At 64.4% G+C, this 22328-nt stretch carries 25 protein-coding genes; 10 read left to right on the forward strand and 15 right to left on the reverse strand.

Annotation, left to right across the window (positions count from 1 at the left end):
* Positions 1-20: 20 nt before the first annotated feature.
* On the reverse strand, positions 21-848 hold the full coding sequence (locus tag ACKWRH_RS17125; protein ID WP_445221529.1) for a class II glutamine amidotransferase: 828 nt from the start codon (positions 846-848) through the stop codon (positions 21-23).
* A gap of 201 nt (positions 849-1049) precedes the next feature.
* Here ACKWRH_RS17125 and ACKWRH_RS17130 point away from each other — a divergent pair, with 201 nt between their 5' ends.
* Positions 1050-1646 carry a hypothetical protein gene (locus ACKWRH_RS17130; protein ID WP_445221530.1) on the forward strand — a complete coding sequence of 199 codons (597 nt, stop codon included), beginning with the start codon at positions 1050-1052 and terminating at the stop codon, positions 1644-1646.
* Entirely contained in the window at positions 1643-2128 is a 486-nt protein-coding gene (locus ACKWRH_RS17135; RefSeq protein ID WP_445221531.1) for a hypothetical protein, read from the forward strand. The genes ACKWRH_RS17130 and ACKWRH_RS17135 overlap by 4 nt, the downstream gene beginning before the upstream one ends.
* A 1-nt stretch (position 2129) precedes the next feature.
* Here the strand turns inward: ACKWRH_RS17135 and ACKWRH_RS17140 are convergent, their stop codons facing one another.
* The 4 genes from ACKWRH_RS17140 to ACKWRH_RS17155 all read right to left on the reverse strand — a co-directional run bounded on the left by ACKWRH_RS17140 (position 2130) and on the right by ACKWRH_RS17155 (position 6782).
* Positions 2130-2759 (reverse strand): FMN-binding negative transcriptional regulator, encoded by a 630-nt coding sequence (locus ACKWRH_RS17140; RefSeq protein ID WP_445221532.1) that lies wholly within the window; start codon positions 2757-2759, stop codon positions 2130-2132.
* A 74-nt stretch (positions 2760-2833) separates the two neighbouring features.
* A complete protein-coding gene (gene pdxR / locus ACKWRH_RS17145) occupies positions 2834-4312 on the reverse strand; it encodes a MocR-like pyridoxine biosynthesis transcription factor PdxR (RefSeq protein WP_445221533.1) in 1479 nt (492 codons plus the stop codon).
* 51 nt (positions 4313-4363) lie between these two features.
* Positions 4364-4960: a redoxin domain-containing protein gene (locus tag ACKWRH_RS17150; RefSeq protein WP_445221534.1), complete on the reverse strand. Its 597-nt coding sequence runs from the start codon at positions 4958-4960 to the stop codon at positions 4364-4366.
* A gap of 64 nt (positions 4961-5024) precedes the next feature.
* Positions 5025-6782 carry an MOSC domain-containing protein gene (locus tag ACKWRH_RS17155; RefSeq protein WP_445221535.1) on the reverse strand — a complete coding sequence of 586 codons (1758 nt, stop codon included), beginning with the start codon at positions 6780-6782 and terminating at the stop codon, positions 5025-5027.
* A 176-nt stretch (positions 6783-6958) separates the two neighbouring features.
* Here ACKWRH_RS17155 and ACKWRH_RS17160 point away from each other — a divergent pair, with 176 nt between their 5' ends.
* From ACKWRH_RS17160 to ACKWRH_RS17180, 5 genes are all read left to right on the forward strand, one after another.
* Positions 6959-7339, forward strand: a complete 381-nt coding sequence (locus ACKWRH_RS17160) for a nuclear transport factor 2 family protein (RefSeq protein ID WP_445221536.1) — start codon at positions 6959-6961, stop codon at positions 7337-7339.
* Between the two features lie 549 nt (positions 7340-7888).
* Positions 7889-8362, forward strand: a complete 474-nt coding sequence (locus tag ACKWRH_RS17165; protein WP_445221537.1) for a TerB family tellurite resistance protein — start codon at positions 7889-7891, stop codon at positions 8360-8362.
* Between the two features lie 2 nt (positions 8363-8364).
* Positions 8365-8727 carry a hypothetical protein gene (locus tag ACKWRH_RS17170; protein ID WP_445221538.1) on the forward strand — a complete coding sequence of 121 codons (363 nt, stop codon included), beginning with the start codon at positions 8365-8367 and terminating at the stop codon, positions 8725-8727.
* Positions 8724-9359, forward strand: a complete 636-nt coding sequence (locus ACKWRH_RS17175; protein WP_445221539.1) for a TerC family protein — start codon at positions 8724-8726, stop codon at positions 9357-9359. Before ACKWRH_RS17170 ends, ACKWRH_RS17175 begins: the two co-directional genes overlap by 4 nt.
* Before the next feature lie 34 nt (positions 9360-9393).
* A complete protein-coding gene (locus tag ACKWRH_RS17180) occupies positions 9394-9978 on the forward strand; it encodes a TIGR00645 family protein (protein WP_445221540.1) in 585 nt (194 codons plus the stop codon).
* Positions 9979-9995: 17 nt separating this feature from the next.
* Here the strand turns inward: ACKWRH_RS17180 and ACKWRH_RS17185 are convergent, their stop codons facing one another.
* From ACKWRH_RS17185 to ACKWRH_RS17195, 3 genes are all read right to left on the reverse strand, one after another.
* Positions 9996-10964: a helix-turn-helix domain-containing protein gene (locus ACKWRH_RS17185; protein ID WP_445221541.1), complete on the reverse strand. Its 969-nt coding sequence runs from the start codon at positions 10962-10964 to the stop codon at positions 9996-9998.
* A gap of 86 nt (positions 10965-11050) precedes the next feature.
* On the reverse strand, positions 11051-11701 hold the full coding sequence (locus tag ACKWRH_RS17190; RefSeq protein WP_445221542.1) for a DUF2478 domain-containing protein: 651 nt from the start codon (positions 11699-11701) through the stop codon (positions 11051-11053).
* Between the two features lie 67 nt (positions 11702-11768).
* Positions 11769-13178 carry an aldehyde dehydrogenase family protein gene (locus tag ACKWRH_RS17195; protein WP_445221543.1) on the reverse strand — a complete coding sequence of 470 codons (1410 nt, stop codon included), beginning with the start codon at positions 13176-13178 and terminating at the stop codon, positions 11769-11771.
* Between the two features lie 182 nt (positions 13179-13360).
* Between ACKWRH_RS17195 and ACKWRH_RS17200 the strand changes: the two genes are divergently transcribed.
* Both ACKWRH_RS17200 and ACKWRH_RS17205 read left to right on the forward strand, forming a co-directional pair.
* Positions 13361-13738: a hypothetical protein gene (locus ACKWRH_RS17200; protein WP_445222427.1), complete on the forward strand. Its 378-nt coding sequence runs from the start codon at positions 13361-13363 to the stop codon at positions 13736-13738.
* Between the two features lie 157 nt (positions 13739-13895).
* Entirely contained in the window at positions 13896-14882 is a 987-nt protein-coding gene (locus tag ACKWRH_RS17205; protein WP_445221544.1) for a cysteine synthase A, read from the forward strand.
* Positions 14883-14930: 48 nt separating this feature from the next.
* On the opposite strand, the gene ACKWRH_RS17210 is transcribed toward ACKWRH_RS17205, so the two are convergent.
* From ACKWRH_RS17210 to ACKWRH_RS17235, 6 genes are all read right to left on the reverse strand, one after another.
* A complete protein-coding gene (locus ACKWRH_RS17210; RefSeq protein WP_445221545.1) occupies positions 14931-15305 on the reverse strand; it encodes a winged helix-turn-helix domain-containing protein in 375 nt (124 codons plus the stop codon).
* Between the two features lie 131 nt (positions 15306-15436).
* Positions 15437-16648 carry an MFS transporter gene (locus ACKWRH_RS17215; RefSeq protein WP_052435626.1) on the reverse strand — a complete coding sequence of 404 codons (1212 nt, stop codon included), beginning with the start codon at positions 16646-16648 and terminating at the stop codon, positions 15437-15439.
* A 118-nt stretch (positions 16649-16766) separates the two neighbouring features.
* A complete protein-coding gene (locus tag ACKWRH_RS17220; protein ID WP_028159377.1) occupies positions 16767-17210 on the reverse strand; it encodes a cupin domain-containing protein in 444 nt (147 codons plus the stop codon).
* 25 nt (positions 17211-17235) lie between these two features.
* Positions 17236-18036 carry an alpha/beta fold hydrolase gene (locus ACKWRH_RS17225; protein WP_445221546.1) on the reverse strand — a complete coding sequence of 267 codons (801 nt, stop codon included), beginning with the start codon at positions 18034-18036 and terminating at the stop codon, positions 17236-17238.
* 42 nt (positions 18037-18078) lie between these two features.
* Positions 18079-18627 carry an NAD(P)H-dependent oxidoreductase gene (locus ACKWRH_RS17230; RefSeq protein WP_445221547.1) on the reverse strand — a complete coding sequence of 183 codons (549 nt, stop codon included), beginning with the start codon at positions 18625-18627 and terminating at the stop codon, positions 18079-18081.
* A 28-nt stretch (positions 18628-18655) separates the two neighbouring features.
* Positions 18656-19888 (reverse strand): acyl-CoA dehydrogenase family protein, encoded by a 1233-nt coding sequence (locus tag ACKWRH_RS17235; protein WP_445221548.1) that lies wholly within the window; start codon positions 19886-19888, stop codon positions 18656-18658.
* 420 nt (positions 19889-20308) lie between these two features.
* On the opposite strand from ACKWRH_RS17235, the gene ACKWRH_RS17240 reads away from it, so the two are divergent.
* A complete protein-coding gene (locus ACKWRH_RS17240) occupies positions 20309-21100 on the forward strand; it encodes a response regulator transcription factor (RefSeq protein WP_445221549.1) in 792 nt (263 codons plus the stop codon).
* A gap of 126 nt (positions 21101-21226) precedes the next feature.
* Here the strand turns inward: ACKWRH_RS17240 and ACKWRH_RS17245 are convergent, their stop codons facing one another.
* Positions 21227-22309: a substrate-binding domain-containing protein gene (locus ACKWRH_RS17245; RefSeq protein ID WP_445221550.1), complete on the reverse strand. Its 1083-nt coding sequence runs from the start codon at positions 22307-22309 to the stop codon at positions 21227-21229.
* Positions 22310-22328 lie beyond the last annotated feature (19 nt).

Below are 22328 nucleotides of genomic sequence, written 5' to 3' on the forward strand. Positions count from 1 at the left end.
GGGGCCACCCGGCAGTGGTATTACCTGCGGGCAATAATCCGTCTGACCCGGGCCGGTTCCGCGTCGGCCCCGGAAATTGCAAGGTCGAACGGAACAATCTTCACGGTTTCGGACGCGCGCGCGACCAGGGCGTGATTCGCCGGCACTTCCGTCCAGTCCGTTTCCTTGTCGAATGGCTCGGACACGACGACAACCTGGCCGCCGCCGGCCTCGCGATAATAGAGTGTGTTGGCGGCATCGTTGACCGCGACGCGAAACGCATAGAGATCCCTGCCGTTTGCGATCGCGCTGGTAAAGCGCAGGCGCTCACGAAGCTCGCCCTCGTTGACCAGGCCAATCAGCGATTGCAGCACGGTTTGCGTTGCGCCAATTGGATCGCGGTCGAGACCCGCGCCCATCATGGCGAGGAACACAGCTTCCGAATCGGTCGTGCCCAGCCGCGAGGGGTAATAGGCATCGGGGATCAGCGCCTCGACCTTGCGCCGAAGGCGATTCCAGCTGCCGACGAAGCCGTTGTGCATGAACATCCACTGGCCGCAGGCGAACGGATGACAATTCTGCCGCGTCACCGCCGTGCCGGTGGCGGCGCGCACATGGGCGAAGAACAGATGCGACCGCAGATGGCGGCAGAGGTAGCGCAGGTTTTCGTCCGACCAGGCCGGACGGGTCTCGCGATAAAGGCCGGGTTCCGGATGCTCGCCATACCAGCCGAGACCAAAGCCGTCGCCGTTCGAGCCCGCGGTGGATTGCAGCGAGCGGATACTCTGCGCGATCAGCGAATGCTCGGGCTCGGTGACATAGGGTTCGAACGAGGTGGTCTCGCCCCGGTATGCGATCCAGCGGCACATAAGGGTTCCTGTCAGGATGTGGCGTAAGGTTCACCAACAGGATCGCCTGTGTTGGGTTCCCGGCGATGTGTTCTGCAGAGTCCGGATCATTTCTGTGGCGTGTTTTAGACGTTCATTTACCCTGCATTGCGGGAACCCGCGCATTAATACATCTCTTAACGCCGACACGGTTAGGTTGCGCGCGAATTTTGAGTGCGCATCATGAGCCGATTTGTTCTTTTCACCTGCATGGCGTTCGTCTCCACGTTCGTGGGCGTCTCCTGGGCGATTCGCGGATTTCCGGTGTCGCACGTTTCGCCAGTCGGTGAATTGAGGCCAACGCTCAGTTCCTCGTTCGGCGATGAGCATTCAAAGGCCAGGCAGCGGAAGGATTGGGAAGCGGAGCACACCCTGCAAAGCGACAAGGACCCGAAGCAAGACGCACTGCGGATGGGCGCATTGCAGGCAAGCACCGCTTACGCGATGTCGCCGTGCGACGACACCATGAAGGCGAACCTGAGGGCGGCTACGGAGGCCTATGCGCGGGGCTGGGTGAAGATCTACGACTGCCCAAATCCGAGAATGGGCATGTTCTGCAGTGAAGAGAAGCGCGATCGGGCGAACGCCGCGTATTCCACGCCGCTGGACGTTCGCGTCAAGGCGCAGCTGGCCGATGCGTTCAAACAAAAGGGCATCGTCAAGGAAGACTTCCCGGAGGATATCCGCGACGTCGTTCTCTGGTTCACCGGGCCTGGTATGTTGTTTGATCCGTCTCCGGTATGCCTGCCACGGCAGCAGGCGTCGGCGAGCTTCAAATGAGCCGCGTCTGGTTCATCGTCTGGGCGCTTGTCATCTGGCAGGTCGCCGCCTGGGCATTCGCTCCGCAGAAGACAGCCCAGCAACCAGCAGCACCCGTCGATGGTCCGGGTTATGGCTCCAACGAAGAGATCTTCGTGGACGGTCGCGCAGGCTTGCGCCGCGAGACCGCTCTGGCGTTCGAGCGCCCTTATGGATCGCGTTGCGCGGGAGAGGGGCGGAAGCAATTCGTCGCCCATATCGACTACTACTATTATCGTCGTCAGAACGACATGGAACACTACCCCAAGATTTTCGGGAAAGCCGGGGCAGACTACATCGCCAGGCAATGGTCGACCGGAGACGACAAGCGCCTCGAACGCCTGACGCAGGAAGCCTACGCGCAAGGCTATCTTGCCCTATCGGATTTCGGTGACGTCGGGCGCAAACTGGCGGAAGCCGTTGTGAGGGGCGGGCGCGTCGTCGCGCATTCCTGCGCAAGCTGACTCAGGTTGGCAGCGGGATCAGCGCTGCGACCTCGCGATCGCCGTGGTTCTCGCTTGCGGCGAGACCCTGCGCGACGCCGACCCGATCGGCCTCGGGCCGGTTCTGGCTCATCTTGCGCTTGCCTTCGAACCGCACCACGGGGATGCGCACGCCGACGATCCCTCGCAACTGCGCGGCGATGAAGTCAGCAGGCGCGTCACTGACCGCCCACGGCTTTGCGCGCGCGCCTTCGTGCTTTTTGGTCAGCCGCGTCACGGCCTCGAGCAGGCGCTCCGGCTCCTGGAAGAATTCCACCGGGCCGTAGGCATGCACGGCGACGTAATTCCAGGTCGGCACGACCTTGCCGGTCTCCTGCTTGGTCGCATACCAGGACGGCGTCACATAGGCATCGGGGCCGTTGAAGATGGCGAGCGCATCGCCGATCGGCGGCAGCTTCCATTGCGGGTTGGCTTTCGCGACATGTCCGTACAACACGCCGTGCTCGCCTTCGCTCTCGTCGAGGAAGAGCGGCAGGGGCGTGGCGACAGGGCCCTCGCTCGTCGCCGTCACCAGGCTGGCGAGGCGCGTACCGCGGATGGTCGCGCGGATGCTGTCGATGTCGTCGTCCTTGAAGGCGGGCGGGATGTACATGGCGTGTCTCCGTTCTCGATGCGGAGATAGCCGGAATCTGGTCTATATGAAACGGCCAGTTCTGTATGATTTGATCAGTCCAGTTCGGCGACGGCCTGCGCGAGAAGCTTGCAGCCTCGCTCGATCTGCGCGATCTCCAGCGCCGAATAGCCCATTACGAGACCGACAGTCTTCCGGGTCCGGCTCGGCGGTCGGCTTGGGCCGACCAACAACGCCGAGACGGGATAGATGCCGACGCCTTTCGCGCGCGCCGCTCGGATCAATGCATCTTCGCGCTTCTGCGCCAGATCGTCGAGCCACGCCACCACGTGCAGGCCCGCCGCCGTGCCCTCGATCCGGACGCGATCTCCGAACCGGCGGCGCAACGCGCCGATCAGTGCCTGCTGACGCTCGGCGTTGCGCCGGCGCACGCGCCTGACGTGGCTGTCATAGGCGCCGCTTTCGAGCATCGAAGCGAGAGCGTGCTGTTCGATCAGCGGCGTGTGCCGGTCCATGATCTGCTTGGCGGCGGCGAACAGGGATCGCAGCCCGGCGGGCACGACGAGGTAGCCGATCCGCAGGGTCGGCGAGAGCGTCTTGGAGACGGTGCCGAGATAGATCACGTTGTCGCTGCCCTCCAGCGCATGCAGCGGCGGGATCGGTTTTGTGTCGTAGCGGTACTCGCTGTCGTAATCGTCCTCGATCACGTAGGCGTCGTGCTTGCGCGCCCAGGCGAGCAATTGGTGCCGGCGTCCGATCGGCATGACGCCGCCGAGCGGATACTGATGCGATGGCGTCACATAGGCGAGCCGGGCCTCGATGCCGTCGAGCCGCACTGTCTCCAGTCCGTCCGCGTCAACGGGGATCGGCACCGTTTCGGCGCCCGTCGCCGCGAGCGTGTGCCGCGCCATCTGGTAGCCGGGATCCTCCATCACGAAGCGGTCGCCGGCGTCGAGCAGGAGGCGCGCGCAGATGTCGAGGCCCTGCTGCGAGCCGTTCACGACAACGATCTGATCGACCTCGCAGCGGACGCTTCGCGATCGCCACAGATAGCCCTGAAGCGCGGTCCGCAGCCGCAGTGCGCCGCAGGGGTCGTCATAGGCCAGCCGCTCGGGCTTGCGCGCCATCGCCGCCGTCACGGCCTTCTTCCATGCCGGCTCCGGGAAATCCGACGGCGAGAGCTCGCCATAGCGGAAGTTGGCGATGAGCCCGCGCGGCGGCTCGGTCCAGCGCGGCGGGTCCGACCGCAGCCGCTCGCCGAAGGCCGACAGAAGCGGCTTGCGCGCCGAGGGCCGCGATGCGGCGCGCGCGCGTCCGCGCTCGACGACGGCGCGGGCAACCCGCGGCCGCGCGCCATGGCGTGTCTCGATAAAACCTTCGGCGGCGAGCTGTTCATAGGCGACGGTCACGGTCGAGCGCGCCACGCCCATCTCGCCGGCAAGCGCCCGCGACGACGGCAGCAAGCCGTCGATCCCGTAGACCCGCGTCAGAATCTGATCCCTCAGGGCTTCGTAGATCTGGCGCGCGCCCATGCGGCCGGCGCGATCGCCGGGAGTCGTCTTCATCTGGATCATCCACATTCCTGGCTCGGCGTTCGTCCGAACGGACGATGCTGGAATGTGGTTCTAATCCCGTTCGCCGAGAGTTTCGACGTAAGCCTTGCCGTAGGGATAAAAATGCTCCTTGTGGCCCTGATCCCAGAGGGCCTTCAGTCCGGGCGCGGTGATGTCCCAGTCCGGACGGCAACTCATGCTGACGGCTCGGAGATCCTGGCGAAGCTCTTCGACGGTCGGGCGTCCGAAGAACCAGTAGCCGTTATAGATCTTGTGAACGCGCAGGCCTGGCTCCAGCACGATGACATGCGGGATCATCGGATTGTGGACGGGATCGGTGTATTCGGCGATGTCGAGATCCTTCTGAACGATCCGCCGCGAATCCGACAGGAAAGGCCAGTGCGCCCCGACGCCGCTGCGATATTCGCTGGTCTGGGTGATGTTGTCGGTGGTGATCGTGACCAGCCGGCAATAGCCGACCTCCATCTCGCGATGGAGTTGCAGCAGGCCTTCGGCCTGGCGGCGATCCTTCGGACAGAAGCCGCCGCGGCCGAGAACGAGCACCATCGGATCGCCACCCTGGAGCTCGGAGAGCTTCCGGTGCTTGCCGGTGTGGTCGCTGAGCTCGTAATCGGGGAAGGTTACTCCCGGCATCATGTCAGGTCGCATTGAACTCTCCCATGTCTTCGAATTCTCGCATGTCTTCGCGCATGTCTGGCGTGAGCGCCGACACTCACAGATCGATCACGACGTCGCCCTGGGGCCGTGAACAGCAGATCAGAACATTGCCGTCCGCAGGTGCGTCGAGCGGGTCCGGCGCATAGCTGACCGCGCCGGCCACGAGCCCGCTCTCGCAGTTGTGGCACACCCCGGTCCGGCACGACCAGCGCACGGGAACGTCGCAGGCTTCGGCCAGTTCGAGCAGGCTGGCATATGATGGTCCCCAGCAGACATTGAGGCCGCTGCGGGCGAACGAGACCATCGGGCCCGGGCCGGTTGCGCCGGCCGGCAAGTGCGTCCGCTTCTGCGGGGAGGCCGCTATGCCGGGTGTCAGGGATGGTCCGGCGCCGAACATCTCGGTGTGAACGCGATCCGGCGCGACGCCGAATGCGGCAAGCCCGCGCGAGAGATCAGTCATGAACGGTGCCGGCCCGCACAGATAGAAATCGCCATCTGATGGGACGCCGAGGGTTTGAAGCACCCGGAGGTCCAGATGTCCGGTCGCGTCGAAATCCACATTGAGACGATCGCCCGGATCGGGCGCGCTGTAGCAGACATGGCTGTGATGGTGAGCCAGCCCAGCCAACAGCTCGCGCACCTCGGCGGCGAACGCATGTTCGCGACCGTTGCGGGCGCCGTGCAGCCACCAGATTTCTCGCGTCGATGCTTCCGCGGCGAGCGCGTGCAGCATCGCAAGCACCGGCGTCACGCCGATGCCGGCACTCAGCAAGACGACGGGCCGTGGATCTTGCCGCAGCGTGAAACTTCCGCGCGGCGCGCCGATCTGCACGGCGTCGCCAATCTTGACCTCGTCGGCGATATACTGGCTCGCCGCGCCGTGGGCTTCGCGCTTGATGCTGATGCGCCAGGACGCGGCATCGGAGCGGCTGGACAGCGAATAGCTGCGCGTCATCGCCGGTGCAGTGGCGGAGCCGAGCCGCACGACGACGAACTGCCCGGGCAGGGCGGCGGCGACGGGATGTCCGTCTGTGGGTTCGAGAATCAGCGACGTCACGTTGCCGCTTTCGGCGATCTTGCGCGCCACGCGAAACGGCCGGAAGCCGCGCCAGGCCGGAGGCGGGCTCGATGCCGGGCCGAGCCCGGCGTTTCCCGCTGTCGTGTCCATGCGTTGCTGCTCGAGCAGCGCCTCGAAGGAATGACGCCAGCCGCCACTCAGCGCCGGAATTTTCAGCGCGCGTTCCAAGCGGTCGCGCGGGTGAGGGGGCAGATACAGCAGCGCATTGATCTCGGACACGCTCATGCGCTCGGGCCCGCTGGCGACCTGCACGATCTCGTTGCCGGCCTCGACGTCGCCTTCCTCGATCACCCGAAAATAGAAGCCGGGCCGGCCGTGCCTGACAAGCAGGGCGGCCATGTCCGGCTCTTCCATGCGAATGCCGAGCCGGTAGCAGGTGACGCGCGGCTGCGTCACCTCAAGCAGGGCGGAGCCGATCCTGTAACGGTCTCCGATGCAGACGTCCCTGTCGGCGAGGCCCTCGACGGTAAAATTCTCGCCGAATTGACCATGGACGAGGTTCGATCGACCGAGGTGCTCCTGCCAGTATTGATAGGATTCCTGCTGATAGACGTAGACCGCGCGCTGCTCGCCGCCATGACCGGCGGTATCGCCCTGGCCATCGCCGTCGATGTTGAGCCGCCGCACCCTGCGCGGACCACTGACGGGTGCCTTCCAGATTCCGGTATGCACGGTCCTGCCTTGCCACGCGATGTCGCGCGGCAGGCCGACATTGAGGGAGAGCAAACGGGCCATGGGGTTCCCCGGCGTGACGGGCGCGGCTCTGGCGGATTCCAGGTCGCTGCAATGCCAATCTGCATCCATGTCGGATTTTTGGCCCGTTAGTCGTTGTTAGACGTTGCTAGCCGGTCTTGTCGCCGGCTCTCTGCGCCCCGATCTGGGGAGCAGACACCGCAAGACGGGAGAGCGCGATGGATGATCAGGTGATGCTGGCGGCCCTTCAGCGCCATTGGGATGCGTCGGACGCGAATGATTTCGAGGCCGAGCATGACATCTACCGCGAGGACGCGGTGCTCGACTATCCGCAGTCCGGCGAGCGCATCCGCGGCCGCAGGACGATTCAGGAAAGCCGGTTCGTGCAGCCCAACAAGAAGCGCTTCACGGTGCGGCGGATCATCGGCGGCGGGGATCTCTGGGTGAGCGAGTTCGTGCTGACCTATGACGGGGTGCCGTCCTATGTCGTCAGCATCATGGAATTCCGCGAAGGACTGGTGGCGCACGAGACGCAATATTTCGGCGAGAGGTTCGATCCCGCACCGTCTCGCGCTCATGTTGTCGAGCGGGTGAATTGAAGGAGCGACGCTGTCGAGCGCAGCGAAGCAATCCAGGCTGCCGCGGCGGAACGATTCTGGATTGCTTCGCTGCGCTCGCAATGACGATTCTGATGCAGTTGCGCGTCAAACGGCGGTCTCATGCCCCGGACGCGGCGCAGCGCCTCTTCGGCGGTGCGCTGCTGAGCCGGGGCCCATATTGCAGCGGAATGCGTAGCTTTCTGGGTCCCGGCTCTGCGCAGCAACGCGAAGGGCGTTGCAGCGCGTCCGGGACACGGAGAGACGCGCACTATTGCTGAACCAAACATAGTGACACGGAACTCGATGCGGCGGCTGGTCGCACTCCGTTCGCCTTGATTCCGGCCCACCCATCTTTATTTCTAGACCGAACAAGAATCCGGGCCCCTCTGGCGAGGACGCCGACCATGTCGGCAAAACCTCGCGATGTCGGATGACCTGTCCCGCGCGAATGCGATGGATCGGCCGATCGTCGGGCCTTCTCTGTTTCCTCCGACCCAATCGTCCCCATCGCAGCTCCGCGCGGTCATTTCGCAACGTAAGGGAGCTACGATGTCTGACGCCGCCACTTCAAATCCGACCGAGATTGAGATCACCGAACCGTCCAGGCTGAACGAGCAGGCCGCGGTCGCGTTGGTCATTGCCGGCGCGCTCGTCGCCGTCGCCGACCGGCGCGTTTCGCCGGTCGAGCGCGACGAGGTGATCCGCTTCATCAGGGATCGCGGACTGGCGCCGCACATGAGTGACGACCGGCTGTTTGCGATATTCGACGAACTGGCGGAACGGCTCGAGGAGCCCGACTTTGCCAATGTGGTGATCGACACGTTGCGTCCGGTCTCGGACCTGCCGCTGTCGGCCCATTTGATGGAACTGTCGGAGCGCGTCGCGGCTGCGGACGAGGACGTGCATCCCCATGAGGTGCAGGCGATCAAGCTGTTGCGCCTGCTGACGCTGGTGCTGCCGCGCGCAAAGCCGGTGACGCCGGGCAGCGCAGGCACTGAACGGCGCGCCGCCACGCAGGAGTGAGCATGAGTGCAACATCGGACGAGCGTACGACAGGAAACGTGGGCACCACCGGCCAGATGGCCGGTGGCGACCCGCGTCTCGACAAGCTCGTCCGTCGCCTGCCGCCGCGCATGGGCGACACCGTCACCTATCTGCTCAAGCCGTCCAGCCGTTGGGTGAGGATCCCGTCGGGCGCGCTGCTCATCATTGGCGGCGTGCTCTCCTTCCTGCCGGTGCTCGGAGTCTGGATGCTCCCGCTCGGCCTCGCATTGCTCGCCGAAGACGTTCCCGCGTTGCGCGCCTCGCGCTCCAAGGTCCTGGATTGGGTCGAGCGGAAGAAGCCGCAATGGCTCGATCCGTCTGCATCGAAAAATGATCAATCATGACTGAATTCATCACCGCCGACGCGCTGAGCGCGCTGCTCCAGGTCATCCTGATCGACCTCGTGCTGGCCGGCGACAACGCCGTCGTCATCGGCCTTGCCGCCGCCGGTCTGCCGGCCGAGCAGCGCCGCCGCGCCATTGTCGTCGGCATCGTCGCCGCCACAGCCTTGCGGATCGTCTTTGCCGGCGTCGCGACCCAGCTCCTGCAGGTGATCGGCCTGCTGCTCGCCGGCGGCGTGCTGCTGCTGTGGGTGTGCTGGAAGATGTGGCGCGAGCTGCGCGAGCAGGCCGCGCATACCGAGCTCTCGTTAAGCCATGGCGGCAGCGCGGGCAGCGCACCGGCGTCGCGCAAGACCTTCGGGCAGGCGGCGTTGCAGATCGTCGCCGCCGACGTCTCGATGTCGCTCGACAACGTGCTCGCGGTCGCAGGCGCCGCGCGCGAGCATCCCTACATCCTCGCGTTCGGACTGTTGCTGTCGGTCGCGATGATGGGCGTCGCCGCCGATCTGCTCGGCCGGGTGTTGCAGAAGCAGCGCTGGATCGCCTATGTCGGTCTCGCCATCATCGTTTACGTCGCCTTCGAGATGATCTATCGCGGTTCGCTCGAACTCGCGCCCGTCATCGCGAGTCTCTGAGGCGACAAGTCCTGCCTGCAATCCGGAGTGATCCATGACGCCTGAACCCAAAGCACCTTCGGCTCACGCCGGGCCGCGACCGAAAATCGGCCCATTCGCCCAACTCATCTTTGGCTCGCGCTGGCTGCAAGTGCCGCTCTATGTCGGCCTCATCGTCGCGCAGGGCGTCTACGTGCTGCTGTTCCTGAAGGAGCTCTGGCACCTGGTTGCGCACTCGTTCGACGCCAGCGAGCAGCAGATCATGCTGGTCGTGCTCGGACTGATCGACGTCGTCATGATCTCGAACCTGCTGGTGATGGTGATCGTCGGCGGCTACGAGACCTTCGTCTCGCGGCTGAACCTGAACGGCCATCCGGACGAGCCAGAATGGCTGAGCCACGTCAATGCCAGCGTGCTGAAGATCAAGCTCGCGATGGCGATCATCGGCATTTCCTCGATCTCGCTGCTCAGGACCTTCATCGAGGCCGGCAATCTCGGCACCACGCGCAGCAATTTCACCGAGTCCGGCGTGATGTGGCAGGTGCTGATCCACCTGACCTTCATCATTTCCGCGATCGGTATCGCCTGGGTCGACCGCCTCAGCGAGAGCGGGCACCGCAAGGAGAGCGGTCACGCCTGAGGGGCGGATCCGCTCTCTCAGCCGCGGATGGCCAGATACAACGGACGCCGTCCGCGCGTCAGCGTCTCGGACGGCGCTTCGCCGAAGGCCAGTCTGTAGCTCCTTGAGAAGTCGCCCAGATGCCAGAAGCCGTTGCCGAGCGCGGCGGCCTTGACGGTCAAGCCATCGCCCCCGGTCATGAGCTGGACGCGAACGGCCCATAACCGTTTGAGACGCAGATAGTGATGCAGGCTCACGCCGTGCACCGCGTGCGTCGCGACCTGGAGGGTGCGCACGGACACGCCGAGCGCGGCGGCGAGGTCGTTGCTGTAGAGCGGCTTGCTGCCGAACAACGCAACGACGTCGTCGAGATGCGCGATCAGCTTGCGGTGCTTGTCGAATGAACCGGGGCGGGCGGTGCGTGCGCCTGCCGGCAGCAGGGTGGCGTCGAGGCCGGCGAGCAGCGTTTCCTGGATCGGGCGGTAGAGCGCCTCGAACTGCCGGGGATCGTTGCATGCCGACGCCTGCGAGAACATCTCCACGATAGCCGCGCGCAGGCGCGCCATCGGATCCTCTTGCGCGCGCACATAGGCGAGGCGGGGGGCGAAATCCGCCCAGCCGCGATGGCGCATGTCCGAGTTGAATCGCAGCATCAGATAAGTGTTGGGATGATGCTCGATCGCCGTGACGGGGGTTTTGCCGCGCATGACGGCGATCGTCGAACTATCGACCTCGCGGCCATTGGCGATGGAGTGAAAGGTGAGGGGAACAACGAGGCCGACGCCGTTGTCGGTGCCGATCTCGGCCTCATACCGCCGTGCAAAGGAGCGCTGGAGCACGAAGAGCCCGTCGCGCAGCGGCAGGATGGCGCGAGACAGCGAGAATTCCCGCGGACGGAGCGGCGTGCTGGTGCCGAGTCCGAGCACCTCGTTGGCGCGAAAATCGTCGAAGTCCGAGAAGCGCTCGACGCCGAGGACGCGCGATGGTTTTAGCCGACGTACCGGCATTTCGGGATCCCAGGGCATGTCGGGGTGAGGGGGTTGAATTCGCAAAAGCGTATCAGAGGCCCGACCACCGGCCATATTCCGGGAAACTACTGCCTGCGCGGCTGCGACAGGGGAAGTCGGCGCGATGCTGTGAGGACTTCACGCGCAAGCACGCGAGTCCGGCAGTTCAGATCGTTCACTTCAGAATTTCTGCGCACCGTAGGATGTGATCCGACGTCAAGCCTCGCGTTGCTTGTGGAGATGCTCCGCCACCACGCTTCCAGAGCGTCGCGCTCGCAGCCGAGCCTGACGCTCATGCCGCCGGCGAACTTGATCCAGTCGGCGAAATGGTCTCTGCCAACCGCGATCACCACGGGAATGTCGGCGTCGAGCGCGCGTCCGATCAGATGGGACAGGCCCTTACCGTCGCGCTCGCGCTTGCCGAAGCGGTTGATGATGACGAGATCTGCGCCATGCGAGAGGGCGTCCGCGATCCGCATCCCCGCATTTTGCAGCCGCGCGAGATCGAGACGGCAGCCGCGGGCGGCCGGATCGAAATCCCGCGCGAGCAGAAGCGTCTCGCCGCTGTGAAGCAGCACCGCCGACAGGCTCGAATCCGCGCATTGGCCGGCCTGAACCATGCCGACGACGCGACAGCCACGCGCATTCAGATCCGCCGCGAAGCTGCGCAGGACTGCGTCGGGGTCCTGATGCGCCTCGTAGACGAGGGCGGCGAGGTCGCATTGCGCATCGAACATGGTCCGCCTCCGTTTGACGGCAGAGAATTGGGGCCGCGACGCTTCCGCCGCGGCCCCGGTTTTCCGATCAGGCCGCCGGCGGGCCGTTGATGATCTGGAGCTGGGTGAATTCGGCGAGACCTTCCTCGGCGAATTCGGTGCCGATGCCCGACTGCTTGGCGCCGCCGAACGGGATGTGCGGGGCCATGTCGAGGTGCTTGTTGATCCAGACCGTGCCGGATTCGAGCTGGTTAGCGACTTCGTGCGCACGCTTGACGTCGGACGACCAGACCGAAGCGCCGAGGCCGTAGGTGGTGGCATTGGCGCGGCGGATCGCATCGTTCTTGTCGGAGTATTTGATCAGCGGCAGCACCGGGCCGAACTGCTCCTCGTCGACCAGCTTCGAGCCCTCCTGGATGTCGCGCACGATGGTCGGCTCGATGAAATAGCCGGGACGGTCCATCGCCGAACCGCCGGCGACCACCTTGCCGTTCTTGCGGGCGTCCTCGAGGAACGTCTTCACCTTCTCGTACTGCATCTTGTTCTGCAGCGGCCCGAGCTTGGTGCCCTGCTTGGCGCCGTCGTCGACCACCGTGCTTTTGGCGATCGCGACCAGCTCGTTGCAGAGCTCGTCATAGACGGACTCGTGCACATAGAGCCGCTTGATGGCGAGGCAGACCTGGCCGGAGTTCTGGAACGCGCCCTCGAAGATGCCGGGAGCGACCTTCTTCGGGTCGACATCGTCGAGCACGATACCGGCGTCGTTGCCGCCGAGCTCGAGCGTGATGCGCTTGAGCGTCTGCGCCGCGCTCGCCATCACTTTCTGCCCGGTGGCGGAGGAACCGGTGAACGAGATCTTGCGGATATCAGGGTGCTTGGTCATCTCGCCGCCGAGGTCGTTGGCGTCGGTGATGAAGTTGAGAACGCCCTTCGGCAGGACATCCTTGATCAGCTCGGCGAAGCGCAGGGTCGCGAGCGGCGTGGTCGGCGCCGGCTTCACCACCAGCGTGTTGCCGGCGATCAGCGCCGACGGCAGCTTGAAGCTGAGGATCAGGAGCGGATAGTTCCAGGGAATGATGGCGCCGACGACGCCGAGCGGGCGGCGATAGGCTTCCACCTTGCGGTCACCGGAATCCTCGATCACCTTCATCGGCAATTCGAGCGAGCTGAGGTAGCGGAAGAACGCAGCCATGCCGAGGACCTCGCCGGTGGCGTCGCCAAGCGGCTTGCCTTGCTCGCTGGTGAGGATGTGGGCGAGCTCGCCCGAATTGGCTTCGATGACGTCGGCCATCTTGTTCACGAGCTTGCGGCGTTCTCCCATCGGGGTCGCGGCCCAGGCCGGGAAGGCGGCCTTCGCCGCGGCGACGGCGGCATCAAGCTGCGCCTTCGAGGCACGCGGACACTGCGCCAGAACCTCTTCGGTCGCGGGATTGAGAACCGGCATGGTCTGGTCGCCGGGCACCATCTTGCCGTCGATGAGAAGATTGTAGTCACTCATTGGTTTTGCGCTCCCTTGCAGAAACGGGCCGTTCGGGGCCTCGTTATATCGAACTATATATCACGACTTCGCCGAACCGACCATGGCGGCCGGTTCGATCAATTCCAGAAAAGCGGGCTGGACGCCGGTGGACATATCGATATATCGTGATGAATATAGCGAACCGCGTTCCGGGACTGGCGATGGAAATCAAGGTGAGGCAGCTCACGACCTGCGAGGTGGCGTCCGACGGCGGTGCGATCTCGCTGGGCTTCGAGGATCTGGCGGGCAATCCCGCTGCGGTCAGCGTCTCGCTCAACCAGGTCGGCGCCCTCATCATGACGCTGCCCGGGCTGCTCGAGGCGGCGCTGAAGGCCCGCTACGGCGACCAGAGCCTGCGCTACGCCTTTCCGCTGGCGTCCTGGGCGATCGAGCAGGCGACCGATACGACCCAGCGCATCATCACGCTTCAGACCGAGGACGGCTTCAAGGTGCGCTTCTCGATCCCGAAAGCCGAGCAGAGCCTGCTCGGCGAAGCGCTGACCCAACCGATGCCGGAAATGTCGGTGCGGCCGAACTAGCGGCTTGAGCCAAAGGCGCAAATGAAACGCGGCCTGAGAATGGAATTGCCGATTGGGCCGGTCAAACGCCGGAAATATTGCGCGCGTCGTCTGAACTAGAGAACCGCATTGCCTGTTCGCCAGCCTAAAGTTGCGGGCGCGTGGAGGTGGGCAAGCGATGAGCGATGTTCGAACGGGATTCCTGGATGCTATCGGCAACACGCCATTGATCAGACTGCGAATGGCGTCGGAGGCCACGGGTTGCGAGATCTATGGCAAGGCCGAATTTCTCAATCCCGGCGGCTCGATCAAGGATCGCGCGGCGCTGGCCATGATCAACGATGCCGAACGATGCGGCAAGCTTGGGCCAGGAGGCGTCATCGTCGAAGGAACAGCCGGCAATGTCGGAATCGGCATAGCGCTCGTGGCGAATGCACGCGGCTATCGGAGCGTGATCGTGATGCCTGACACGCAAAGTCAGGAGAAGAAGGACATGTTACGGCTGTGCGGTGCCGACCTGCGCCTGGTGCCTGCCGTTCCCTATTCCAACCCGGGTCATTACGCGCGCTATTCCGGTCAGCTAGCCGAGGAGCTCGGTGCCTTCTGGGCTAATCAGTTCGATAATGTCGCCAATCGGGAGGGACACTATCGCACGACCGGTCCAGAGATTTGGCGGCAGACGGATGGAAGACTCGACGGCTTCACCTGTGCCGTCGGGAGCGGCGGTACCTTGGGGGGGATCGCGCGGGCCCTCAAGGAGCGAAATCCCGGCATCAAGATTGCGCTCAGCGATCCCATGGGGGCCGCTCTCTACAATTGGTTCACCAAAGGCGAACTGACGGCAGAAGGAGACTCCATCACCGAAGGGATCGGGCAAGTCCGTGTGACCAGGAACCTCGAAGGTACGCCCATCGATACGGCATATCAGATTACGGACGAGGAAGCCTTGCCTGTTCTGTTCGACCTGATCGAGCATGAAGGACTGGTGTTGGGCGGCTCAAGCGCGATCAATATCGTTGGAGCCATGCGACTTGCGCGCGACCTCGGTCCAGGCAAGACCATCGTGACCATCCTTGCGGATGGCGGAGAGCGCTATCAATCCAAGCTGTTCAACCCGGAATTCCTGCGCAAGAAAAATCTGCCCCTGCCACGCTGGATGCGATAGCGAGCCGCCGGCGGCCCGGTTGCTACCCGTCCATGCGCGCCCGCCCGTTCACGATTTCCGCGAACGGCCGATGTCGCTCCTGAGTGCTTCCAGTTCCTTGTGCACGGCGCGGGCGGCGTCGCGCTCGATCTTGCGGTAGCGCGCAACGAGCTTTTCGCCAAACGGGGTCAGCATGGCGCCGCCGCCGTTCTTGCCGCCGGCCTGCGGCTCGACTGCGGCATGTCCGCAGATGCGGTTGATTTCGTCGACCAGATCCCAGGCGCGCTTGTAGGACATGTCCATCGCGCGGCCGGCCGCCGAGATCGAGCCGTGCTCGCGGATCTGCTCCAACAGCTCGATCTTGCCGGGCCCGATCCGATCCTCGCCGTCGAGGTCGATACGAAGGCTCAGCTGGGGGAGGGATTTGGCGCTCGCGCGCGACATGACGGGGTCTCTTGGGCACTGCCTTGCGAGATTGCCACTCTTGCCCGTCGCGGACAAGTCGAGGGCGCCCGATTTCCCAGAAGATGGATCTTTGTCGAGGTCTGCAGAGCCCGTGCCCTGATCGCTGCATCTTATTCCGCGGGGCTTCCGACCACCGCGCCCTGACTGACGTCCTCGCGGGCGAGGATCATCAAAAGGCCGACGATGATGAGCTCGACCACCGCGAAAGCAATGAAGGCGCCGGTGAACGAGCCGGCCGAGGCGTTGATGATGGCGCCCATCATCCAGGGCGCCACGAAGGCCGAGAAGATGCCAAATACCTCGGCGTATCCAATCGCGGCCGGTGCGAGCGCGTCGGAGTATTTTTCGCTGAGCAGGGCGAAGATAGCGCCGCCGCCGAGCAGCGCGATACCGCTGAGTGCTGCAAACAGCACCAGCATCGAGAACGACATCGGTGTGACCACGCTCCACAGGAACATCAGCGCGGTCAGGAAAGCGAGACATGCGGTGAGTTTGATCATGAACGGCTTGCCGAGCCGATCGGACATGTAGCCGCCAATCACCAGGAATAGCACCTGCGACAACCCCATGACGGTGCCGATGACAGCGCCGGCTTCCGGCGGCATGTGCTGTACTGTGATGAAGGCCGGCACCACCCAGGTGGCGGTGCCGGCGATCGCGAAGGTGCAGGCCACGATGCCGAAGCCGCCGACCGCGATCCATTTCGAGCGGAAGATCTCGCCGAGCGGCAGGTGCTCCTGTGGTGTTTCGTTGCCCCAGGTGAAACCGTCGATGCCGAGCTCGCGCGGATTGTTGCGGACGACGAGTGCGTCGACGGCTGCAACGAGCAGCGTGCCGATTGCCAGCACGGCGAAGAAGGTCCGCCAACCGGTCGCAATCGTCAGGGGAATGCCGAGCGCGAAATCCATGGTGATGGCGAGGCTGTAGGCGGCGAGGATGATGCCTACCACCGAGCCACGCCGACTTTGCGGAAACCAGCCGAAGATCAGCTTCATGTTGCCGATGAAGATGCCGGCGTCGAAGAAGCCGATCACGAGCCGGAGCATCACGAGCTGTGTGTAACTTTGCACGAACACCTGGAGCACCATGCCGATACCAGTGCCCGCAAGCCCGATCAGCAGCATGTTGCGCGCCGTCATCGACCGGCTGACCGGCGACCAGACGACCATGCCGATGCCGTAGGTCAGCGCAAAGATGCCTTGGGCGAGTCCCGCCTCGGCGGGATTGAGCTTGAGGCTCTCGGAGACGAAGGGCAGTACGGCCGCGAAGGCATACCAGTCGGCGGCGAGAAAGATCTCGCAGAGGATGGCGAGGGCCAGCATGCCTTTTTGCCACCGGCCTATCCGACGGCGGTCGTTCTCGGAGATGGACGTCCAGGTTGTTGTCGGCATGGTCATCATCGGTTCTCGCGGTTTGCGTGTCGACGGAATCGGCGTGGCCTCAGGCGGGCGGCGGCAGGAAGTTGACCTCGTGTTCGGCGGCACGTCGCACGACCTCCTGCGGATCGGGGAGATTGTGGATGCGCTCGAACAGCTCTTTCAGCGACCGCGTCGGTGCGACCCAGAACAGGCTGGTGGCGGTTTCACCCGACTTGTTGAAAATGCCGTGGGGGATGCCCTTGGGCATGCGGACGAGGTCGCCGGCCTTGGCGACAAAGTCCTTGCCATCGAGCCAGAGGTCGTAGCGGCCGCTCAGCACATAGACGAATTCATCCTGGGTCGGATGCACGTGCGGCGGCACGAAGGTGCCATCCGGAAACACGGCATGCCAGGCCATCGACGCCTCGGAATGCTGCTTCAGCGTGTAGGTCTGGCCCAGAATGTTCCAGATGACGTTGCCAAAGCCTTCTTTGGCAGGGGTCACGCCCGGAGGCATCTCGATCATGGTGGTGTCCTCTGTTGTGTGCGGATCAATCGGCGAGAAAATCGGTGACGTAGTGTGCGGAAGACGGGGTTTCCTCGAACAGGAGATGACCGGTCGCCGGCACCAGCGTCACGCGTGCGTCGGGGAGCCCTGTTTTCCAGGCATCTGCCTGGGCGGTCGGGCGCAAGCGATCTGCGGCCCCCCACAGCACCAGCGTCGGCATCGTGATCCGATGCAGCCAGTGCGCGAGCTTGGGATTGCCTTGCGGTTCGCCGCGGATCAGCTTGGCAAAGCCCGTGACCTCGCGTCCAAGCCGGGCGTCGAAGGCCGGATCGGGCGCCTTGGGAAAGTAACGGAGTGCCGCGGCCGGATCGTGCGCGAGATAGGCTGGCAGTTCTTGCGGTGCGATCTCGAACAATCCGGGGGCAGGCGCGCTTCCGACCACAAGACCGGCGGGCGCAACCAGCACCAGCTTGCGGACCCGATGCGGCTGACGGATCGCGAACTCCGCGGCAAGCCATCCGCCGAGCGAGAACCCGGCGAGGTCGAACTGCTCAAGGCCCAGTTTGTCGAACAGATCCATGTAGTGAAGGACGTGATCCTCGACGGTGTCGATCGTCTCGGCGTCGCCGGAGTCGCCAAAGCCCGCATGATAGGGGATGATGACCGTGTGCCGCTTCGCCCAATCGCGCGCCATCTCGAAGCCGGTGAAGGTGCCGGTGCCGTGCAGGAACACCAGCGCCGGGCCGCTTCCGATGCTGTGGACGACGGTCCGCACGCGGTTGATCGTATATTCCGCGCGGGAGAAGCCGGTCAGATCCGGCGAGGGTTTGACGGTATCAAGCATGGTCATCTCCGGTTGAACGCGGCAGAGCCGGGCGTTGGTGAGTCATGCGGCGGCTTCCTGGCGACCGCTGAGAAGTGAGGCGAATTGTTCGACGGCGTTGGCGAGCCGCGCGGCCGTCATTGGTGCGAGCGGCTCGCCCGGTACGATCTCGCCGCTGCTGGCGTAGATCGCCGTCGAAACGGTGCAGGCTTCGAAGAAGCCGAACAGCGGGCGGAGCTGGTGCTCGACCACCAGCGAGTGGCGCAGGCCGCCGCCGACCGCGGTCAGCAGCACCGGGCGATTGCGCAGCACGCTGGGTTCGATCAAGTCGAATACGTGCTTGAACAATCCGGGATAAGAGCCCTGGAACACCGGGCATCCGATCACGAGGCCGTCGGCCTGTTCGATGGCCTCGACGACGGCGCGCGCGCTGTCATCGAGTGCAGTCCGGGTGAAGCCGGCGATGCCGCAACCGGCATCGACAAGGTCGAGGACGGTGGTCTTCAGTCCATGCTGCGCCTGAAGATCGGCAGCGACGGCTTCCACCAGCATGCGCGACTTCGCCGGGCGCCAACTATTGCCGCAGAAGCCAACGATGCGGGATGTCCTCACCTCGACGCCCTCGTGTCTGGTCGCTTGCTCAGCCCGTCACCCCGAAGACCGTCCATTGCGCACCAGGGCCGGGGAGGCCGAGCAGCGCGCGGCCGCACTCTTCGACGATCTGGTCGGCCATCAGGATGTGCTGCGTGCCCGAATGGATGTCGCGATAGAACCGCTGCATCGGCGTGTTGTGCAGCGATGCGCCGCGCGCGGCGCGATGCGCGAAGGTGGCGACATCCGACAGAACGTCGTGGACGTGGCGCAGTGACAGCTTGATCATCGTCATCTGCTCCAGCGACGGACTTTCACCGCCGGCGCAAGTCTCCGAGACGTCCTTCCAGGTTTCGTGGACCAACGCACGTGCTGCGCGGAAACGAGCTTCGGCCTGCGCGAACTGGAACTTGAAGCTCGCGCTGTCGCGCGACTTGCCGAATGGATCCTGGCGCTGGACGATCACCTTGACGAGTTCGTCGAGCATGCGGCGGCCGACACCGACAGCCCAGGCGGAATGCGCCCAGGCGCTGTAGCCTGCCAGCCCCAGTGCACCCTGCACACCACCTCGGCGCGGCGCACCAATGTCAAAATCGTAGGTCATGTGCGTGGGCACGAACAACTCGTCGCCCTCGCTCAAAGTGTAGTCGAAACTTCCGGTCGCGCGCAGGCCGAGCACGTCCCAATTGCCCATCAACTTGATGGTCGCGCGCGGATGGTGGGTGACCACGATCTTGGGCTGGCCGTTCGGGCCGAACACCATGTCCTTGCCGGATGCGTCGGTGACGAAGCAGCCTGAATGGACCCACTCGGCGTGCTGAATGCCGCTGCCATAGGCCCAGTTGCCGCGGATCATGTAACCGCCATCGACCGGTCGGGCGAAGCCGCGCGGCACGCCGTTGCCGGCAATCGTAATGTCGGGCCCGCCCGCGAAGACTTTCTTGATACCCTCGTCCTCGATGTAGATGGCGAGCGTCGTGCCTTCCATGTTGTTGCCGATGACGCACCAGCCGGCGGAGGCGTGTGCGTAAGCGAGCCGCTCGATCACGGTCATGGCGTCGTAAGGCAAAAGCTCGGCGCCGCCGACCTCCTTCGGGAACAGCATGGTGTAAATGCCGGCCTTGCGCAGCGCCGCCACCACGTCGTCAGTCAGATAGCCCTGTGCCTCGGCTTCCGCGGCCCTGGATTCGACTAGCGGTAGCAGCGCGTCGAGGCGCGCATGGAACTCGGCCGCCGTCGGGGTCGCGGAAGGTTTTACGGCGAGTTGCACGGAAGGGCTCATGGTCGGTGTCTCCACGTCGGGCTGTTGGTTCTTCGCGCAACGCTGCTGGACGCGAAGATCTGGGTCGGGCGGAACAGACGTTGGTCGCGGGCAAGACTCCGCCCACACGCGCCAATGACTGTTGGTGCGCGCGACGAACGGCTCGCGTTGGTGTCGAGATGTCCCCGTCGGAACCGCGCGAACGTCGTTACGCGATCCCGATGGCCGGGATGCTAGAGATGAGGCGGCCAAACCAGCAATCCCCCATCATGGGGGGTATTGGCCATGCTGCTCTGCCGCAAAGCTGGGCCGGGAGAGCAGTTTCTTGCCGCTTCTTTTCGCTTGACCAAAGATCAGGCGAGGCAGAAATTTTAAACCTATAACAATCGGCAATGACGCGCGTGTGTCCGAGGGCACCCCGCGTTCGCGCGAGGAGTGGCGGTGAGAGCCGAGCAGGAGCATTTGGATGGTCTGCCCGAGCGCCAGCTCGCAGATCGACTGATGTCCATCGCCGAGAGCCGCTCGGTGCGCGCGCTTGGCATTGCCTGCTGCTCGGCGATCACGGAATTGACGGGATCGCCGACCGTCGGCCTCTATTTGCTCGACGGGCTCGAACCGGAACTGGTCTACAGCCGGCACGTCGCAGAAGGCCTGCTCGACAATTACAGGGCCGGCTTCTGGAAGCGCGACCCGGTGCTCGACTGCATCATGACCCAAGGCCGCGCGGTCGACGGTGAAACGGTGATCGGTCCGCAGCAATGGCGGCACAGTCCGTCCTTCGAGATGCTCCACGAGTGGGGCTTTGCATACAACATGGGCGGCCCGTTGTGGTGCGGACAGAAGATCGTCGGCGTGCTGTTTACGGCGACGACCGATACGGACGCGCCCTACACGATGCGGTCGCGGCAGCGCATGGAGATGCTGTGTCGGGCCGGCTCGCTCGCTTTGACCAACATGACGAACGCGGGCGCGATCGACGCCCATCCTGCCGCAATCCGGATCCCCGAGCCGGCAGCGACGCCGGTGGCGACGCTCTCGGCATCGCTTCCGCCACGGTCCGCGGACGTCGCCATCCGGGTCTGCCGCGGCCAGACCAACAAGGAAATCGCCCGCGAGATGGGGATTTCCGATCAGACCGTGAAGGAGCACGTCGCGAACCTGTGCCGACGCTTCGGCGTGCACAACCGCACCGAGCTTGCGGCCTGCTTGCTGAGTCCGAGCGCCCGGCAATAAGGTGCCGCGCCAGATCAGATATGATTGACAATCAACTTGAGCGAGCCGACGAAGATCGGCGGTTGCCGGTACTGCGCATGGCACGCATCCCATCGGCCGGACGCGAGATCGTTGCCGAGCCGAGCATCACCGCACGGCGTGCAGCTCCAGAAACGCCTTCACGCCGGTCACGTTGCCGGTATCCGACGGCACGTAGCCGGGCAGGGTGGCGACGGCGGCGCGGAAATCGGCGCTGCGCATGATCTCCAGGATGCGTTGCATCGGCCCGGTATCGAGGAAGGCGCGCTTGCAGACGAAGAAATAATCCTCGGTGAGGATGCGGATGAAATCGAGGCCGAAGTGGCGGGCGGCCGCCTCGACGCCAAAACTCGCATCCGCCATGCCGCTCGCGACATAGGCCGCGACGGCGGCGTGGGTGAACTCGATCTGCTGCGCGCCGTTGATCTTGCTCTCGTCGATGCCGTTCGCGGCAAGCAGCTGGTCGAACAACAGCCGCGTGCCGGAATCATGGTCGCGGTTGACGAAGCGGACTTTTGGACTGGTGAGATCCTGAAGCGAAGCGATGCGCAGCGGATTGCCGCGCGCGACCATCAGCCCCATCTCGCGCGTGACGAAACTGATGATGCGATCCTCGCGCGGATCGAGCCATTCGCGCGCCGCCTTGATGCCCTGCGCGCGCAACGCGCCGTGCGGCAGATGCAGGCCCGAGAGGTCGCAGGCGCCTTGCGCCAGCGAGACCAGCGAATGCTGGTTGCTGACATAGCGCAGGTCGACGCCGATGCCGGGCTCGCGATCGAGGAATTCGCGCAGTTTTGCCACGGCAAAGCCGTGGCTGGCGTGAACGCGGATCACCGAAGGGCGCTGTTCGAGGAACGGCTTGATCTCGCTCGCCAGCTCCTGCGCGAGGTTTTCGAGCTGCGGCCCGAGCCGGGCCTGCATGCGCTCGCCGGCCCATACCAGCCGCTCGCCGAATGGCGTGAGCTTCGAGCCCTTGCCGCGCTGGGTTTCGACCAGAGGGGTTCCGAAGAACTCCGACCATTGCTCGATCAGATTCCAGACGTGCCGGTAGGACAGGTGCGCATCGCTGGCCGCGCTCGTGATCTTTCCGGTCTTCCGGATTTCGTTGAGCACGCCGAGCATGACAACCGCGGTGCGCGGGCTACCCTCGTGGCGAAATCGCCAGACGGCTTCGATCTCGATCTGAAGCATTCGGCTTCCTTATGAACTA

It is taken from the genome of Bradyrhizobium sp. Pa8 (genome assembly GCF_052588265.1).